We start from the raw sequence: 17,372 nt of genomic DNA, 5'->3' as shown, positions 1-17,372 counted from the left end.
AGTCGATGGCAGAAGCATATAAGCAAGCGGGAGTAAATATCGAAGCAGGTTATGAAGCGGTTGACCGGATCAAGAAACATTCATTGCGAACAAAACGTCCAGAAGTACTAGCGGGACTTGGCGGGTTTGGTGCAATGTTTGATCTTTCAGGTTTTTCACATACGGAACCAGTCCTTGTTTCCGGAACAGACGGAGTAGGAACAAAATTGATGCTCGCTTTTGCAGTAGATAAACATGACACGATTGGTGTAGATGCCGTTGCCATGTGTGTGAACGATATCGTCGCGCAAGGAGCAGAGCCGCTTTATTTCCTGGACTATATTGCTTGCGGCACACTTCACCCTGAAAAAGTAGAGCAGATCGTAAAAGGCATCGCGGATGGCTGTGAACAAGCTGGCTGTGCGCTTATCGGGGGAGAGACAGCTGAGATGCCAGGCATGTACAGCAGTGAAGAGTATGACCTTGCAGGTTTTACCGTGGGGATCGCTGAGAAATCGAAGCTGATCAACGGCTCACAAATCGGAGAGAACGATATCTTGATCGGTCTTGCTTCAAACGGATTGCACTCGAACGGCTTTTCGCTTGTACGAAAGGTTTTGTTAGAGGATGCTGGGTTAGATGTAAAGGAAACCTATGCTGGGTTGTCTAAACCGCTTGGTGAAGAGCTTCTGACACCTACAAGAATCTATGTAAAGCCGTTATTAGAAGTCTATAATAAATTCGATGTAAACGGAGTGGCTCATATTACAGGCGGTGGCTTTAACGAAAATATTCCGCGCATGCTGCCTGAAGGACTTGCTGCAGAGGTTGATTATGGCTCTTGGCCTGTTCCACCAATTTTTGATCTGATCGAAGAAAAAGGTAACCTTACACGGAAAGAGATGTTTACGACGTTTAATATGGGTATCGGGATGGTTCTTTCTGTTTCAGAAGAGAACATGCTGCCAGTCATCCGGCTTTTAGAAGAAACCGGAGAAAAGCCTTATATCATCGGACGTGTTAGAAAAGGGGAAGGCGTGATCTTTGGCGGAGGGTCAATCGAATGAAAAAAGTAGCTGTTTTTGCATCAGGAAGCGGAAGCAACTTTCAAGCAATTGCAGAAGCTGTGAAAGATGGAACGCTAAAAGCTGACATTCAGCTTCTAGTTTGTGACAAGCCTGGAGCAAAAGTCATCGAAAGAGCCCGTAAGTTTAATATTCCGGTTTTTACTTTTGTGCCAAAGACGTTTGCCTCTAAAGAGCAATTTGAAAAAGAGATTGTAAAAGAACTTGAGGAACATGGCGTTGAGTTTATTGTACTTGCAGGCTATATGCGCCTCATTGGTAACGTGCTGCTCGATGCGTATGAAGGAAGTATCGTTAATATTCATCCTTCGTTCCTGCCAGCATTCCCAGGCAAGGATGCAGTCGGTCAGGCATTAGAAGCGAATGTTGCAGAGACAGGCGTTACTGTACATTATGTAGACAGCGGAATGGACACAGGACCGATCATTGAACAAGTGAAGATTCCGGTATTGCCTGGAGATACAAGAGAAACGCTGCAAGAGCGTATTCAGAAAGCTGAACATCAATTGTACCCGGCCGTTATAAACAAACTATTACAAAAAGACACCGTAGGAGGCATTGTACAATGACGATTAAACGAGCACTCGTATCCGTATCTAACAAAGAAGGCTTACTTCCTTTTGCAGAAAAGTTAGCGAGCCGTGGTGTCGAGATCATCTCGACTGGCGGAACAAAAAAAGCATTAGAAGAAGCAGGAATTCCGGTTATCGGAATCTCCGAAGTGACAGGTTTTCCTGAGATCATGGATGGCCGTGTTAAAACGTTGCATCCGAAAATTCACGGTGGGCTTTTAGCTGTACGTGACAACGAAACACACAAACAAGCGATGCAAGAACATGAGATCGCACCGATCGATCTTGTTGTCGTGAACCTCTATCCGTTTAAAGAAACGATTGCAAAAGAAGACACTACGTTTTCAGATGCGATTGAGAACATTGATATCGGCGGACCGAGCATGCTTCGTTCTGCAGCAAAAAATCATGCATATGTTACGGTTATCGTTGATCCGAAAGATTATGACACAGTTGCGGGTGAACTAGAGAATGCAGGTTCAGTGAGCGAAGAGACGCGCCGCAGACTTGCAGCGAAAACGTTCCGTCATACAGCAGCGTATGATGCGTTGATCGCGGAATACTTAACAGCAGCTGTAGAAGAGGAGCACCCTGAATCATTTACGGTCACGTATGAGAAGAAGCAAGATCTTCGCTATGGTGAAAATCCTCACCAAAAAGCGGCGTTCTATGCAAAACCGCTAGCAGGATCACTTTCATTAACAAACGCTGAACAACTTCACGGAAAAGAACTTTCTTACAACAACATCAACGATGCCGATGCAGCACTTTCGATCGTGAAAGAGTTTGTTGACCCGGCAGTTGTGGCTGTGAAACATATGAATCCTTGTGGAGTCGGTACAGGCTCAACTGTTCTAGAAGCGTATACACGTGCTTTTGAAGCAGATCCGGTTTCCATTTTTGGTGGAATCATTGCTTCAAATAAAGAAGTAGATGCTATAACAGCAGAGAAAATGGCTGAAATCTTTTTAGAGATTATTATTGCTCCTTCTTTTACAGAGGAAGCGTTAGAGATACTAACGAAGAAAAAGAACATTCGTCTATTGAAGCTTGATTTTATAGACGAAAATAAAATTGCGAAGAAAATCACGAGTGTTTCCGGCGGGATGCTCGTTCAAGAGGAAGACGTTTATGGGTTAGATGATGCAAACGTGACGATTCCTACAAAACGCCAGCCGACCGAGCAAGAATGGAAAGATCTCAAGCTCGCTTGGAAGGTAGTAAAACACGTGAAATCAAACGCGATTTTACTTGCGAAGGACGAAATGACAGTTGGCGTTGGTGCAGGACAGATGAATCGTGTCGGTGCAGCGAAGATCGCGATTGAACAAGCCGGCGAACGTTCACAAGGTGCAGCACTTGGTTCAGATGCGTTCTTCCCGATGGATGATACGGTTGAAGCAGCAGCACGCGCTGGCGTAACGGCGATTATTCAGCCAGGCGGATCCATTAAAGACGAAGATTCAATCAAAAAAGCAGACGAACACGGTATAACGATGGTGTTTACAGGTGTAAGACACTTCAAACACTAAAATATATGTGATATTTTAGCTGTATTTTAGATAGAGATGCGGATTTTGCGCGGTACTCAAGAATACTGCGCGAACGTGTAATAAATAAAAGAACACGTACGTAACACGGCACTATACAACAACATGTAAAATTCCATATGCACTATCCAATTATAAAAAGGAGGAACCGCCAATGAACGTTCTTGTCATCGGAAAAGGCGGACGCGAGCATGCGCTTGTTTGGAAGTTTGCCAACAGCCCTAGTGTGTCACGCGTGTACGCCGCGCCAGGTAATCCCGGTACTGAAAAAATCGCTGAAAATGTAGCCATTAAGGAAAGCGAGATTCATGAACTAGTAGCTTTTGCAAAATCAAAAGAGATCGATCTGACGTTTGTTGGACCAGAAGTACCTCTTTTAAACGGAATCGTGGATCAGTTTGAAGAAGCAGGACTTAGAATCTTCGGACCGTCAAAAGCGGCAGCACAGATTGAAGGAAGCAAGTCTTTTGCGAAAAATCTTATGCAAAAGTATGGAATCCCTACTGCATCTTCCGAAACGTTCACCAATTACGATCAGGCACTCTCCTATGTAAGAGAACAAGGCGCACCTATCGTATTAAAAGCGGACGGTCTTGCAGCAGGTAAAGGGGTTATTGTTGCAATGACGCTCGAGGAAGCTGAAGAGGGTTTGTACGAACTGATGGTAGATAAACGATTTGGTGCAGCGAGCGAAAAAGTTGTTGTAGAGGAATTCCTAGAAGGTGAAGAGTTTTCGTTGATGTCGTTCGTACATGACGAGATTGTACTTCCGATGGAGATCGCGCAAGATCATAAGCGTGCCTATGATGGAGATCAAGGTCCGAACACAGGCGGCATGGGCGCCTATTCTCCGGTTCCTCAGATTCCAGATGCAGCGGTTCAAAATGCGATTCAGAACATTGTATTACCGACGGTTATGGCAATGGAAAAGGAAGGTACACCTTTTACAGGTATCCTTTATGCGGGCCTCATTCTCACAAAAGAAGGACCAAAAGTGATTGAGTTCAATGCGCGGTTTGGCGATCCGGAAACGCAAGTGATTTTACCGAGGCTAGAAAACGATCTTGGGGAATTACTCATCTCCTTGTTAGATGGCAGAAAGTCGGAACTCACATGGTCTGAAGAAGCTGTACTCGGTGTGGTTCTTGCATCAGAAGGCTACCCCGTTTCATCCTCTGAATCAATGCCAATTACAGGTCTTGACGAAATCGCTAGGGACACAAATGTGTTTCATGCAGGTACGAAAACGTCAGGAGATACATTACTGACGGATGGCGGCAGAGTGCTTTTAGCTGCATCAAAGGGTAAAACGCTTGAAGAGGCGCAGCGAAACGTTTACGAAGAAATGAAAAAGATTACTTGCGAAGGTTCATTTTATCGCAAAGATATCGGATATAAAGCTATTTCACACGTTTCTTCCTGATAAACACGTAAGTGATGGCGATGATTCCGCCAATCAGCAGAATGTATAGAAAAGCAGTATCCATTAAATATTCATAGTTCATGAGAGGCATTCTCCTTTTTAGTCGAGCTGACTGACCATCTTTGGTGAGTCAGCTTTCTTTTATTGGATTGGGATGAGATGTTGCAGAATCGGTGATGGGTGAAGCTGTATCTGCAGGTTTTGGAGGCTCGATAATAGTAAGCGGCCCCCATCTTCTTAAAAATTGCATGCCAAGAAATACTGCGACCCCTGCAATGACGTAAATGATATAAGGAACGGCATTTTCACCGCCACGTGAAAGCTCGAAAAGTCTCCCTCCCAAAAAGTTTCCGATCGCTTCACCGACCCCTGTGAAAACACTGGCAAGTCCAAAGAACATGCCTAGAAAACGGGCTGCCGCAAGCTGGGATACAGAAGTATCAAGCGTAGGCATGAGCAGCATCTCCCCTGCAATAAAGATCAATCCTGTAAACACGAAGAAAAATAAAGTGTTTGCGAAAAATAAACTGCCTAGTGATAAGCCGATTAAAACTGTACCAAGTCCGATAGATGTAAAGGGATGAATGTTCCGGATAATATTTTTTGTGATCAACGTCTGTGTCAGAATGACGGTAATGCTGTTGATCGTCCATATGATGCTTATATCTTTCCCGTTGTTTAAGACGCTCTCAGCACGCAGCGGTAAGATGAGTGCGAACTGAACATAGAGTGCCCAAACAAAGATTGTGGCTACGACAAACACGAGAAAAGGAATGTTAGTAAGAGCTTTTTTATATTCGGTCCATTGGACTTTTTTGCAATGTTCCTCACCACATCCAGCAGGCAGGAAGAACCAACTGATGATACTGGCACTTACATAGATCACGGCAGCCGTTATGAAAATAAGTCTGGCGTTATCCGTAAACAAAGCAAACACTGTTAAGCCTGCAAGAGCCATCCCGATATTCGCAAAGATACCTCGAAGCGAAAATGCGGTAGACCTCATGTCCTCTTTTACGAGTGAAGAGATGAACGCTTTAGTTGAAGGTGCATTCAAGCCAAGTCCTAAACCGCTAACCGCTGCTGTTAACAAGATAAGAATGTACGAGGTAAAAAACGCAAAACCGATCAAACCTGCAGCCCTGATCAATGCTCCTATCGCAATAATAAAACGTCTTCCTGTACGGTCAGCCAGAACCCCGCCCACCACACTTCCTATCTGCATGAACACAGAAATCACTGCGAGGGTAAATCCGATCTGTGCTGCTCTAAGCCCCGTTTCTGCTTTTAATAAAATCGGCAGAACAGGCAGCACTAGATAGGATCCGAGATGTGTAATAAATACGATGATCAAAAGACTCAATAAGGCCCGATTGCCCTTTAATATAGAGTGTGTCGGCATCCTATGCCCCCTAACGTTTAAGAAGGATTAAACGGTGAACCTTCCTTAGCGATTGTGCCTAAATCCATATCGTTCATTTCTTTGCTTTTATGAAGAAGGTCAGTCATCGGACAATATCGTACGATGCCTTCTGCTACTTTCATGGCGGCCATCAAAATCATAAGGATATAGGACTCTTTGTAAGGCTTTCTTGTTAGTTTCGCCGTATAAACAGAGAGTAGTGTCAGGCCAGCTATGATACGGATCATGCTGTTTACTAATCCAATATTTTGTTTCATAGAGATACTCCTTTCGATTTTTACCAATTTACTTGGTGATTATGGTATTCTTGAAAAAACGAAATTTAAAGAGAAGACAGGTGAACCCAACATGAACCAACACATCGCGTTTTGGAAAAAGTCACAAATGCGCAAACAAGTGGCCGTCATTCAAGGTGAAATGGCACCGTCTCTTGTCTTGAAAAATGCTACTTACCTGAATACAGCCCTTAAAAAATGGACAAAGGCAAATATTTGGATTTTAGAAGACCGTATCATTTATGTTGGCGAAAAGCTGCCAGCCAACGATACAGGTACCGAATATACGGATCTTGATGGCCGTTTTGTCGTGCCTGGATATATTGAACCGCATTGTCATCCTTTTCAACTTTATAATCCCCAGACGCTCTCCCGATATGCATTACAGCGTGGGACCTCTGTATTTTTAGCCGATAACTTCATGCTTCTTTTTGAAATGAATATTTCGAAAGCGCTTTCTTTTATGGAAAACGTGAACGAAATGCCTGCTCATTTCTTTTGGTGGTGCCGTTATGATGCTCAAACAGAACTAGAGGAAGAGGAGAACTATTTTTCTGAAACGTCTATTAAAAGATTGCTTGAAAGCCCATATGTTTTGCAAGGTGGAGAATTGACCAGCTGGCCGCGCGTTCTTCATGGTGACGATACACTGTTGCATTGGATGCTGAAGACGAAGAAAGCTGGCAAAAAGATCGAAGGACATCTGCCGGGAGCATCACAGAAAACGTTAACCGCGATGACGCTGCTCGGTGTCGATTGTGATCATGAAGCGATGACTGGAACAGAGGTCATGGACCGGCTCAATGCAGGGCTTCAAGTGTCACTTCGTTATTCGTCAATCCGACCAGATCTTCCGAAGTTGTTGCGGCAGATGAAGGAAGAAGGCATTACGAACTTTGAACGAATCTTCTTTACAACTGATGGATCAACACCTGCTTTTTATGAGGAAGGCGTAACGGATAAGATGCTTGAGATCGCTCTTGAGGCTGGCATCGATCCAGTGGATGCTTACATGATGGTCTCGTATAATGTGGCACGCTATTATGGAATGGACCACCTATTTGGAATGGTAGCTCCAGGGCGTGTGGCGCATTTAAATATTTTGGACGATGTACGAAATCCACTGCCGGTTTCTGTTCTAGCAAAAGGGAAGTGGATGAAGCGCGATGGCGTGGATACGAGCGTGGATGCTGATTTTGCATTTGATTGGGAAGAGCATGGCATTCAGCGTAGAAATATAGATTGGAACTTAAATGATGAAGATTTTACGTTTTCAGGCCTAGTTGGCATAGAAATGTACAATAGTGTCATCACTCGACCATATAATGTATCGATCAATCCTTTTTCTGAAGAGATTAACGAAGAATCAGACGAGTGCTTCCTTATGCTCATTGATAAAGATGGAAAGTGGCGGACGAATACGATCGTAAAGGGATTTGCAAAAAGTCTGCACGGGTTTGCAAGTTCCTATTCCAATACAGGAGACCTTCTCATAATCGGTAAAAGCAAAAAAGATATGTTGTTAGCATTTGAACGATTAAAGGAAATAGGCGGAGGTATCGTTCTTACGGAGAAAGGCAAAGTGGTAGCTGAGATTAATCTTCCGTTGGCGGGAGGAATGTCGAATCTTGCTGTAGAAGAACTAATAGCGGAAGAAAAAGCTCTTACGCGTGCTTTAAGAGACCGGGGCTATCAGTATGAAGATCCGATCTATTCTCTATTGTTCTTTTCTTCAACACATTTGCCATATATCCGGATTACGCAAAGAGGCATTTACGATGTTAAAAAGAAAGGGTTACTCTTTCCTTCGATTATGCGTTAATATAGAAAAGGATTGGGCAAAATAATGATACAAAGGTTGTGAGCCCAATGAAAAAGTGGTACATGATTTTCATGTCTATCATCCTTGTTTTTTCGCTGTCTGCCTGCAAGGACACAAAAGATAAGGTGATAGAGGACGGCAAGTTGGATAAAACAGAAGCTTCCGATAAGAAGAAAGATAAGAAAAAAGAGACTTTCTCTTCATTCTTTCCCCTCACTGGGATTGGAACAAACGACGAGGTGGATCATCGGGCAGTAGCCGTCATGGTGAATAACCATTGGAAAGCAAGACCACAATCCGGACTTCATAAAGCTGATATTGTGTACGAAGTATTAGCTGAGGGAGAACTTACTCGTTTTCTGGCTATCTTCCAAAGCGAGATACCAGAAACTGTCGGGCCTGTCCGCAGTGCGAGAGACTATTATATTGAACTTGCTCAAGGCTACAATGCCTTTTACGTTGCACACGGATACAGTCCTGAAGCGAAACAGATGCTTTACAGCGGCACGATTGAACATTTGAACGGCATGGACTATGATGGCAGTCTTTTCAAACGAGCTAGTTTCAGAAAAGCTCCTCATAACTCCTATATAACCTCTGAAAATCTTTTAAAAGGGATGGATAAGGTTGGGGCAGATCGAAAAGATGAGCTGGATATGCTTCCGTTCCTGACAAAAAAGAGTACGGTGAATTTGGAAGGCGAACCAGCCAAACAGGTATTGGTTGATTATGGCCGCGGAGAAACAGTAGGATTTACGTACTCCGAGGAAGAGAAAACGTACGCTAGAAACAGCAACAATGAACCGACTATAGATAGGGAAACTGAAACTCCAATCACAGTGAGCAATGTATTTATCGTAGAAGCAGCTCACCGGGTTATCGATGATGCCGGCAGACGTGAAATCAATCTAACCTCAGGCGGAGATGCGATCTTGATTCAAAATGGTGTGGCTCAAAGAATCTCGTGGAAAAACGACAATGGCAGAATCGTTCCGGACGGAGGAGCATTCCTGCCGGGCAAAACCTGGATCAACATCGTGCCGAGTGGTATGGAGAGTTCAGTTAAGATGCAATAGAAAAAAGGAGTGCATGTTTCATGCAAATTGATAAACTACGTGGAAAAGCGCTAGATCAACTTTTTGAATCTGTTCTTTCGCTTAAGGATATGGAAGAATGCTACCGTTTCTTTGACGATCTTTGTACGATGAACGAGATTCAGTCACTTGCACAAAGACTTGAAGTGGCACGCATGCTTCGTGAAGGCAAGACCTATCATAAGATCGAGAACGAAACAGGTGCAAGCACAGCGACGATCTCGCGTGTGAAGCGCTGTCTGAACTTCGGTAACGATGCCTACGCTATGGTGCTTGATCGCGTTCATGCAGAGGAAGAAGCAAAGTAGTATATGTATGAGGAGAAACCTGCTGCGGCAGGTTTTTTTATTTTGGTAATCAAGGTGTCGTGTTTTGTCGTGGGGTGTCGACTCGTGGTTATTTTGATTATAACGTGGGATTTTCAACACTTTTCGTGGGATTATTTAATTTAAGCAAGGAATAAATACATGTAACGCGGGATTCCGGCAGTTCTTTCTCTAAGGCAGGACGGGCAAGTACGGGATCCAAGCGAAGAACCTTCAGAACAGAACGATGAATTAGATCAAGATGATGATAAGAATGAACTACAAGAAGAAAAAAAGAATAAGTAAACAATAAAAAGCATTAACCTAAGAAGTTCGGTCAATGCTTTTTTTATTATATTCACTTAAACTCACTCTTCAACAAACTCATCTGTACCTGGTCTCGGCATTCTCCACGGTTCCATTCTGCTTGCCGGACGATGCCTTCTGCCTGAAAGCCGAGCCGGTGGGCGAGCTTGACGCTCTTTTCATTTTTAACTGCAGCACGGAGTTCAACCCGGTTCAGCATTAGTGTATAAAATGCATACATAAGCATCCCTCGTACAGCCCGCTGTGCAATTCCATGTCCTTCAAATCCCGCACCCACCCAGTATCCCAGCATGCCAGACTGATTATGCCACTTGATATCATACAAAGCGACCGATCCAGCAGCTTGACCACGGTACCAAATAAACAGAACCACATCCGTTTGTTCTTTCATTTTTTTATTAATCGTTTTGATGAACTGCTTCATCTCTCCGTTTGACTGTGTATAGTCTACCCAGCTGATCCAAGGTCCAAGATGCTCGCGGGAATGCTCGAGCAACATAAAAATAGAATCAGATTCTTTCAAGTCTGCTTGTTTCAACATGATTTCCTCGTCAACTTGCCACATGAGCACATAGAACCCTCCCCAAATTGAAGTATGAACTTCACAATCTTTCCACATGATGAATCATAGAGTGAGAACTTTATTTTTGATATAATGCAGAAGTACAGAAAACGGCCTGGAAAAACACAGGGCACGGGTTGATTTATTAATGCTGTTTTCGTAAAACTTTGCCTTTAGAAGTGGTTAATTTCCGTTTCAGATGCTCGCTTTCCACGGGGCGTGCGGTGAGCCCCAGGCCTTATCAGCCTGCTGTGGTCTGATCTGTCCCGCTGATCCCGCTGGAGTCTCGCATCTTACACTTCAATCAATCTAGCAATAAAGAATTCAATGTACCTGAAGCATTTTTTAGAAAACAGCCTTTATTCACGAAAGGAAGAACACCATGTTTAATTATAGAGAATGGAAGCATGTGTTTAAGCTTGACCCAGATAAAGAGATCAGCGACAGCGATCTTGAGCTGATTTGCGAGAGTGGCACAGATGCTGTCATCGTCGGAGGATCTGAAGGGGTTACGCTTGATAACACATTGGATCTTATGTCACGCATCCGCAGATTTGCGGTTCCATGTGTACTTGAAGTTTCTAATATTGAATCCCTTACACCAGGATTTGATTTTTACTATATACCGACTGTTCTCAATGCAAAGGACGCAAACTTTATAACTGGATTGCATCATGAAGCACTTAAAGAGTACGGCGATATCATGAACTGGGATGAGATCCTTACAGAAGGGTATTGCATCTTAAATCCTGAATGCACGGCGGCTAAACGTTCTCATGCTAACGCAGATCTATCGGCAGATGATGTTGTAGCATATGCCCGTATGGCGGAAAAAATGTTTAAGCTGCCTATTTTTTATTTGGAATACAGTGGTGCGTATGGTGATGTGGAGATTGTGAAACAGGTAAAAGGTGTACTTGAGGACACCGTCTTTTATTACGGGGGCGGAATCACATCTGCTGCCCAGGCAGGGGAGATGGCACAGTTTGCTGATACGGTTGTGGTCGGAAACATCGTATATGTGGACCTAAAAGCTGCCATTGAAACCGTAAAAGCGGTTAAGGATAAAACTTGCTAAAAACGGCAGGTTGAGCGAAAATAAAATGAGAATATATGTTCGGGCGGTGAATGAATAATGAGTATGCATCAAATGATTGAAAAGCTGTTAACGGGGCTTAACCCTGAGCAAAAAGCAGCGGTAAAACATACTGAAGGACCTTTGCTCTTAATGGCTGGAGCGGGAAGCGGTAAGACGCGTGTGCTGACACACCGTATCGCTTATTTAATGATGGAAAAAGAAGTGGCGCCATGGAACATCCTCGCGATCACATTTACGAATAAAGCAGCACGAGAAATGAAGGAAAGGGTAGCGAAGATCACGGGTCCTGTAGCGGAAGAGATCTGGATCTCTACCTTCCACTCCATGTGCGTACGTATTTTACGACGTGACATCGATCGTATAGGAATTAACCGTAACTTTACGATTTTAGATTCGACAGATCAATTGTCAGTTATAAAAGCGATCCTGAAAGACTTGAACTATGATCCGAAGAAATACGAGCCGCGTGGTCTCTTAAGTTCCATCTCTTCTTTAAAAAATGAACTGAAGACAGCATCCGACTTTGCAAAGGTGGCAAATGGTCATTTTGAAGGAGTCGTTCAAGAAGTATATGAGAATTATGAAAAGCGCTTAAGGAAGAACCAAGCGCTTGATTTTGACGATCTCATTATGACGACGATCCAATTGTTTGCGAAAGTTCCAGAAGTTCTTGAATTTTATCAACGCAAGTTCCAATACATCCACGTGGATGAGTATCAGGATACGAACCGTGCGCAATACATGCTTGTAAACATGCTTGCGGACCGTTTTAGAAACCTATGTGTTGTCGGGGATTCGGATCAGTCGATCTATGGCTGGCGCGGAGCGGATATTGCAAACATCCTTTCTTTTGAAAAAGATTACAACGATGCAAAAGTAATCTTGCTCGAACAAAATTATCGTTCTACTAAAAAGATTCTTCAGGCAGCAAACAAAGTAATCGAAAACAATATGAACCGTAAGCCGAAGAACCTTTGGACAGATAATGACGATGGAGCCAGCATTACTTACTATCAAGGTGACGATGAGCAGGGCGAGAGTTATTACGTAGCAGGAAAGATTCGTGAAGCGGTTTCGTCCGGAAAGCGTTCTTATAACGATATTGCGATACTCTACAGAACCAATGCGCAGTCACGTGTAATCGAGGAAGTTTTGATGAAGTCTAACATTCCTTACAACATCGTCGGCGGCACGAAGTTCTATGACAGAAAAGAGATCAAGGATATCCTTGCATACCTCCGTCTGATCTCCAATCCGGACGACGATATTTCGCTCACTCGTATCGTGAATGTTCCAAAACGAGGAATCGGTGCTTCATCCTTAGATAAAGTGGCACGATATGCAGCGGATAACGATCTATCGATGTATCAAGCGCTCTTAGAGGTCGAACAAATCGGACTCAGCACCCGCGCAACAAACAGTTTAAAAGAGTTTACAGACTTTATTACGAACTGGACACGCCAGCAAGAATTCCTTTCTGTGACAGAACTAACAGAAGAAGTGTTAAGCAAAACCGGTTATCGGGAAGCTTTAAAAGCTGAGAAGACGATCGAAGCACAAAGCCGTTTAGAGAACATCGATGAATTTATTTCTGTTACACAGGACTTTGAAAAAAAGCAGGATGATAAGTCTCTGATCGCCTTCCTTACTGACCTTGCGCTTGTAGCGGATATCGATAAGCTGGATGAAGATGCTGCGCAAGAAGATAAGCCGAAGGAAGCTGTTGTTCTAATGACGCTTCACTCAGCAAAAGGTCTTGAGTTCCCTATGGTGTTCTTGATGGGGCTTGAAGAGGGTGTATTCCCACATAGCCGAGCGCTTTTTGAAGAGAACGAGATGGAGGAAGAGCGCCGTCTGGCATATGTAGGGATTACACGTGCGGAAGAAGAGCTTTTCTTAACAAATGCGAGAATGCGTACGCTCTATGGCCGTACAAATACGAATCCAGAATCACGCTTTATCGCAGAAATTCCTGCTGAACTTATCGAGTCAGAGGTAAAAGAAAAGCCATCGGTTCCTTGGGGTGCTTCGGCTCGTTCGGGTGGTGGATCGACTCCTTCATTCATGACTCCGAAAAAGAAAACCGTATCCCCTGTCTATCAATCTTCTGGCGGGGAAAAACTAGATTGGAGAGTTGGCGACAGAGTCAAACACCGTAAATGGGAAACGGGTACAGTCGTAAGCATGCGCGGTGAAGGAGATTCACTGGAACTGGACATCGCATTCCCACAGCCTGTTGGTGTGAAAAGACTGCTCGCTAAATTTGCCCCAATCGAAAAAGAGTAAGAAAAGAAGGAGTGGAGCGGGTTGAACGAAGATACAGCAAAGGACCGGATCCTGGAGCTCCGGGAGCTTTTAGAAAAATACAATTACGAATATCATGTACTGGACAAGCCGTCTGTACCTGATTCTGAATATGATCAGCTTATGAAAGAACTGATCGAACTCGAGAATAACCATCCAGAACTCTATGACGAGCATTCGCCTACATCACGTGTAGGCGGTGCTGTTTTGGATTTTTTTAAAAAAGTGGAGCACGAGGTCCCGATGCTTAGCCTTGGAAATGCATTCAACGATCAAGATCTTCGGGACTTTGACCGTCGTGTACGTGCCGGTGTCGGTGATAACGTTACATATGTAGCCGAGCTCAAAATAGATGGTCTCGCGGTTTCCCTACTTTATGAGGACGGGAGATTCTTTCGTGGTGCGACACGTGGCGATGGCACGGTCGGTGAGGATATCACCAACAATTTAAAAACCGTTCGTTCCCTTCCATTTAAGCTAAAAGATCCTGTTATGCTCGAAGTGCGCGGAGAAGCGTTCATGCCGAAGAAATCCTTCCAAAAGCTGAATGCTCACCGGGAAGAGGAAGGACAAGAGCTTTTTGCAAACCCTAGAAATGCTGCAGCAGGTTCCTTGCGTCAGCTTGATCCGAAGATCGCAGCAAGCCGAAATCTGGATATCTTCGTATATGGGATTGGTAAGCTTGAAGGTCATTCGGTCGATTCGCACGATGAGAGCTTAACGTATTTGAGTCATTTAGGTTTTAAAACGAATCCGGAGTGGAAGAAATGCGGTAACATTGATGAAGTGATCGAGTTTGTGAACACCTGGCAGGAGAAGCGTCCGGATCTGCCATATGAGATTGACGGCATTGTAATAAAAGTTAACTCTTTGTATCAGCAAGAAGAGTTAGGATTTACTGCGAAAAATCCACGCTGGGCGATCGCGTACAAGTTTCCAGCTGAGGAAGTCGTTACAAAGCTTGAAGGAATCGAACTGAACGTCGGCCGTACAGGTGTAGTCACGCCAACAGCACTGCTGCAGCCTGTTTTAGTAGCGGGAACAACAGTCAAACGCGCTTCATTACATAATGAAGACTTGATTCGCGAAAAGGACATTAAGATCGGCGATTATGTGGTTGTGAAAAAAGCGGGAGACATTATCCCGGAAGTCGTTAACGTTATAACAGACCGAAGAACGGGTGACGAGACGGACTTTAACATGCCGACAGAATGCCCGGAATGTGAGAGCAAACTCGAGCGTTTGGACGGTGAAGTAGCACTCCGCTGTCTAAATCCGCAATGTCCTGCACAGATCCGTGAAGGCTTTATTCATTTTGTTTCCAGGAATGCGATGAATATTGACGGGCTAGGGGAAAAAGTAGTCGCTCAGCTTTTTAAAGAAAAACTGATTGATAATGTTGCAGATTTATATAAGCTTGAACGTGATAAACTGTTAGAATTAGAACGCATGGGTGAAAAATCTGTAGATAACTTGCTTGCAGCAATCGAGAAATCAAAAGAAAACTCACTAGAACGTCTTCTTTTCGGACTGGGGATCCGTCATGTAGGAGCAAAAGCGGCAAAGACGATCGCACAGCGTTTTGAAACGATGGAGACCTTAATGGCTGCAACAAAAGAACAACTTTTAGAAGTCGAAGAGATCGGGGAAAAGATGGCCGATTCTATTGAACTATACTTCTCGAAGCCTGAAGTAAAAGAGCTGATGGAAGAACTGCAGCGACTTGGTGTGAACATGACGTATAAAGGACCTAAACTTGTTAAAGTAGAGGACCTGGACACACCGTTTGCAGGAAAAACCGTTGTTCTGACCGGCAAGCTGTCCATTCTAACTCGTAACGAAGCAAAAGAAAAATTAGAGCGCTTAGGAGCAAAAGTGACCGGAAGCGTAAGTAAAAATACAGATATGCTGATCGCGGGAGAAGATGCAGGTTCTAAGCTTGATAAAGCGAAGCAGCTTGGCATCGCTATCTGGGATGAGCAGCAATTGGTTGATGAGCTGAACAAATAAAGATTGGCGAGAGCTAACCATCTATCAGAGGAGTGTCCGTAATGATTAAACGGGTTGGACTCCTTTTCTTAAGCCTTTTACTTGTTTTAACTGGCTGTCTGGGAGACGATGAGCTGGAAAAAGAAGAAAAGGTTGTACAGGAAAAGGGTAAGAAAGAAGAAAAAGCGATTATTACTGGGGAGATCAATACTGGGGAAAAGTACTACAGAAGTATTTTTCCGTTTGAACCAGGCGGAGCACGCGGTGTAATCCGTTATGGTGTTGATAATCGTCTAGATATTAATGAGTTCGAAATGGGCTTGATGCGCGTAGCTCAAGATACATTTAATACCGATAAATACTTTTTCCAGGAAGGGCAGTTCTTAAACGAACCTACTGTGACCAACTGGCTGAGAAGAGAAGATGAAAAGCCAGGAAAAAGTAAAAGTAATTTGGTTCAGACTGGTTTAAACCCAAAACTGGGGGTTGAAGTCTCTGAAAGTGATCCGGATTATGTGAAAAAAATGCAAGAGGCCAACACGAACAGCCCGAAATACCTTTCTTATGTTCTCGAGCATAACTATCTTGTCCAAAGTGGAGACGGCAAAGTAAAACTAGGCGGGGTAGTAGTCGGTTTGTCTTTTAACTCAACATATTACTTTGATGTGAAAAAAGATAGCTTGATCTATCCAGGTGAAGTGAATCTAGATCGAGAAAAAGTTAAGAAGGAAGCACAAAAGATAGCAGGGGAAGTGGCGAGCCGTTTGCGGCAGGATTCTAAACTTAAAGATGTGCCTATCGTCATAGCGCTTTATCAAGAAGAAGAGCGTGATGCGGTAACACCAGGAAACTTCTTTTCAGCAGGAGTTGTGAAAAAAGGAAGTAACTCGGTCAGTTCTTGGGAAGATATCGATGAGGAATATATTTTGTTCCCATCAAGTACTGCTTCTAAAAAAGTCCGAAGCGATTATGAGAAATTTACAACGTTCAAAACCAAAGTTCAGGAGTACTTCCCGAATTTTATTGGTGTCATCGGGAGAGGGTTCTATAAAGAAGGGAACCTAGAGCGAATGACCATCGAAATTCCTGTACAGTTCCGAGGAAAAGCAGAGATCATCTCCTTTACACAGTTCGTCGCCACATCGGCCTTAAACGAACTGCCGAATGTTCCGATCGAAGTGTATATCGGGTCGGCCGTTGACCAGCCAGAGGCATTAATCGTAAAAGACGATACAACTCAGGAAGAACCATTTGTTCATATTTATCGTAAATAATATGCTGTTTATATGAAAAGGTGGCGTTGAAGGCAGAAAAAGTGCTTTTTGACGCTGGCTTTTCTTTTTTTTCTGGGCGAACTCTAATGGTTTTTTGTAGGTGAAAGGCTGTTTGAGCGAAACAGGGGTGTTTTGAGCGTAGCAAGAGGATTCTGAGCGAAAATGGACTTCTGTCAATAAAGTGGAGATAAATTTTGTGAGAAATATTCAATTGAGTCCCATTCTTAAGGGATTTTCATATGAACATCAATGAGCCTCTTCACAGAGGCTTTTTATTATGGGCGCTTTA

General features: G+C 43.7%; 15 protein-coding genes. 11 read left to right on the top strand and 4 right to left on the bottom strand.

Features of this window, described 5'->3' with window-relative positions; translation table 11 throughout:
• Nucleotides 1-5 precede the first annotated feature (5 nt).
• The 4 genes from purM to purD all read left to right on the top strand — a co-directional run bounded on the left by purM (nucleotide 6) and on the right by purD (nucleotide 4,609).
• A complete protein-coding gene (gene purM, locus M3206_RS17910; protein ID WP_251313881.1) occupies nucleotides 6-1,046 on the top strand; it encodes a phosphoribosylformylglycinamidine cyclo-ligase in 1,041 nt (346 codons plus the stop codon).
• Nucleotides 1,043-1,633 (top strand): phosphoribosylglycinamide formyltransferase, encoded by a 591-nt coding sequence (gene purN, locus M3206_RS17905; protein WP_251313880.1) that lies wholly within the window; start codon nucleotides 1,043-1,045, stop codon nucleotides 1,631-1,633. The genes purM and purN overlap by 4 nt, the downstream gene beginning before the upstream one ends.
• Nucleotides 1,630-3,168, top strand: coding sequence for a bifunctional phosphoribosylaminoimidazolecarboxamide formyltransferase/IMP cyclohydrolase (purH, locus tag M3206_RS17900; RefSeq protein ID WP_251313879.1), 1,539 nt, complete (start codon nucleotides 1,630-1,632; stop codon nucleotides 3,166-3,168). Before purN ends, purH begins: the two co-directional genes overlap by 4 nt.
• 172 nt (nucleotides 3,169-3,340) lie before the next feature.
• Nucleotides 3,341-4,609 carry a phosphoribosylamine--glycine ligase gene (purD, locus tag M3206_RS17895; protein ID WP_251313878.1) on the top strand — a complete coding sequence of 423 codons (1,269 nt, stop codon included), beginning with the start codon at nucleotides 3,341-3,343 and terminating at the stop codon, nucleotides 4,607-4,609.
• Here the strand turns inward: purD and M3206_RS19115 are convergent.
• The 3 genes from M3206_RS19115 to M3206_RS17885 are packed head-to-tail and all read right to left on the bottom strand — an operon-like array spanning nucleotide 4,587 to nucleotide 6,289.
• Nucleotides 4,587-4,691: an EYxxD motif small membrane protein gene (locus M3206_RS19115; RefSeq protein WP_349774024.1), complete on the bottom strand. Its 105-nt coding sequence runs from the start codon at nucleotides 4,689-4,691 to the stop codon at nucleotides 4,587-4,589. The two genes, purD and M3206_RS19115, sit on opposite strands and share 23 nt — an antisense overlap.
• Before the next feature lie 48 nt (nucleotides 4,692-4,739).
• On the bottom strand, nucleotides 4,740-6,011 hold the full coding sequence (locus M3206_RS17890; RefSeq protein WP_251313877.1) for an MFS transporter: 1,272 nt from the start codon (nucleotides 6,009-6,011) through the stop codon (nucleotides 4,740-4,742).
• 17 nt (nucleotides 6,012-6,028) lie between these two features.
• Nucleotides 6,029-6,289 carry a YgaP family membrane protein gene (locus M3206_RS17885; RefSeq protein WP_251313876.1) on the bottom strand — a complete coding sequence of 87 codons (261 nt, stop codon included), beginning with the start codon at nucleotides 6,287-6,289 and terminating at the stop codon, nucleotides 6,029-6,031.
• Nucleotides 6,290-6,380: 91 nt separating this feature from the next.
• On the opposite strand from M3206_RS17885, the gene M3206_RS17880 reads away from it, so the two are divergent.
• The 3 genes from M3206_RS17880 to M3206_RS17870 are packed head-to-tail and all read left to right on the top strand — an operon-like array spanning nucleotide 6,381 to nucleotide 9,531.
• Nucleotides 6,381-8,129 carry an adenine deaminase C-terminal domain-containing protein gene (locus tag M3206_RS17880; protein WP_251313875.1) on the top strand — a complete coding sequence of 583 codons (1,749 nt, stop codon included), beginning with the start codon at nucleotides 6,381-6,383 and terminating at the stop codon, nucleotides 8,127-8,129.
• A gap of 47 nt (nucleotides 8,130-8,176) precedes the next feature.
• A complete protein-coding gene (locus M3206_RS17875; RefSeq protein WP_251313874.1) occupies nucleotides 8,177-9,205 on the top strand; it encodes a DUF3048 domain-containing protein in 1,029 nt (342 codons plus the stop codon).
• A 20-nt stretch (nucleotides 9,206-9,225) separates the two neighbouring features.
• Entirely contained in the window at nucleotides 9,226-9,531 is a 306-nt protein-coding gene (locus M3206_RS17870) for a YerC/YecD family TrpR-related protein (protein ID WP_251313873.1), read from the top strand.
• A 355-nt stretch (nucleotides 9,532-9,886) separates the two neighbouring features.
• Here the strand turns inward: M3206_RS17870 and M3206_RS17865 are convergent, their stop codons facing one another.
• Entirely contained in the window at nucleotides 9,887-10,420 is a 534-nt protein-coding gene (locus M3206_RS17865) for a GNAT family N-acetyltransferase (protein WP_251313892.1), read from the bottom strand.
• 379 nt (nucleotides 10,421-10,799) lie between these two features.
• Here M3206_RS17865 and M3206_RS17860 point away from each other — a divergent pair, with 379 nt between their 5' ends.
• The 4 genes from M3206_RS17860 to M3206_RS17845 all read left to right on the top strand — a co-directional run bounded on the left by M3206_RS17860 (nucleotide 10,800) and on the right by M3206_RS17845 (nucleotide 17,083).
• Entirely contained in the window at nucleotides 10,800-11,495 is a 696-nt protein-coding gene (locus tag M3206_RS17860; RefSeq protein WP_251313872.1) for a heptaprenylglyceryl phosphate synthase, read from the top strand.
• 63 nt (nucleotides 11,496-11,558) lie between these two features.
• On the top strand, nucleotides 11,559-13,802 hold the full coding sequence (gene pcrA, locus M3206_RS17855) for a DNA helicase PcrA (protein ID WP_251313891.1): 2,244 nt from the start codon (nucleotides 11,559-11,561) through the stop codon (nucleotides 13,800-13,802).
• Between the two features lie 21 nt (nucleotides 13,803-13,823).
• Complete coding sequence (gene ligA / locus M3206_RS17850) at nucleotides 13,824-15,830, top strand: NAD-dependent DNA ligase LigA (RefSeq protein WP_251313871.1); 2,007 nt, start codon at nucleotides 13,824-13,826, stop codon at nucleotides 15,828-15,830.
• 41 nt (nucleotides 15,831-15,871) lie between these two features.
• Nucleotides 15,872-17,083 (top strand): CamS family sex pheromone protein, encoded by a 1,212-nt coding sequence (locus M3206_RS17845; RefSeq protein ID WP_251313870.1) that lies wholly within the window; start codon nucleotides 15,872-15,874, stop codon nucleotides 17,081-17,083.
• Nucleotides 17,084-17,372 lie beyond the last annotated feature (289 nt).

Origin of the sequence: Fictibacillus phosphorivorans, assembly GCF_023715845.1 — a bacterium.
Classification (GTDB): Bacteria; Bacillota; Bacilli; order Bacillales; family Fictibacillaceae; genus Fictibacillus; species Fictibacillus phosphorivorans_D.
The sequence above is the reverse complement of the archived record's forward strand: the minus strand, read 5'-3'. Positions and strand labels throughout refer to the sequence as shown.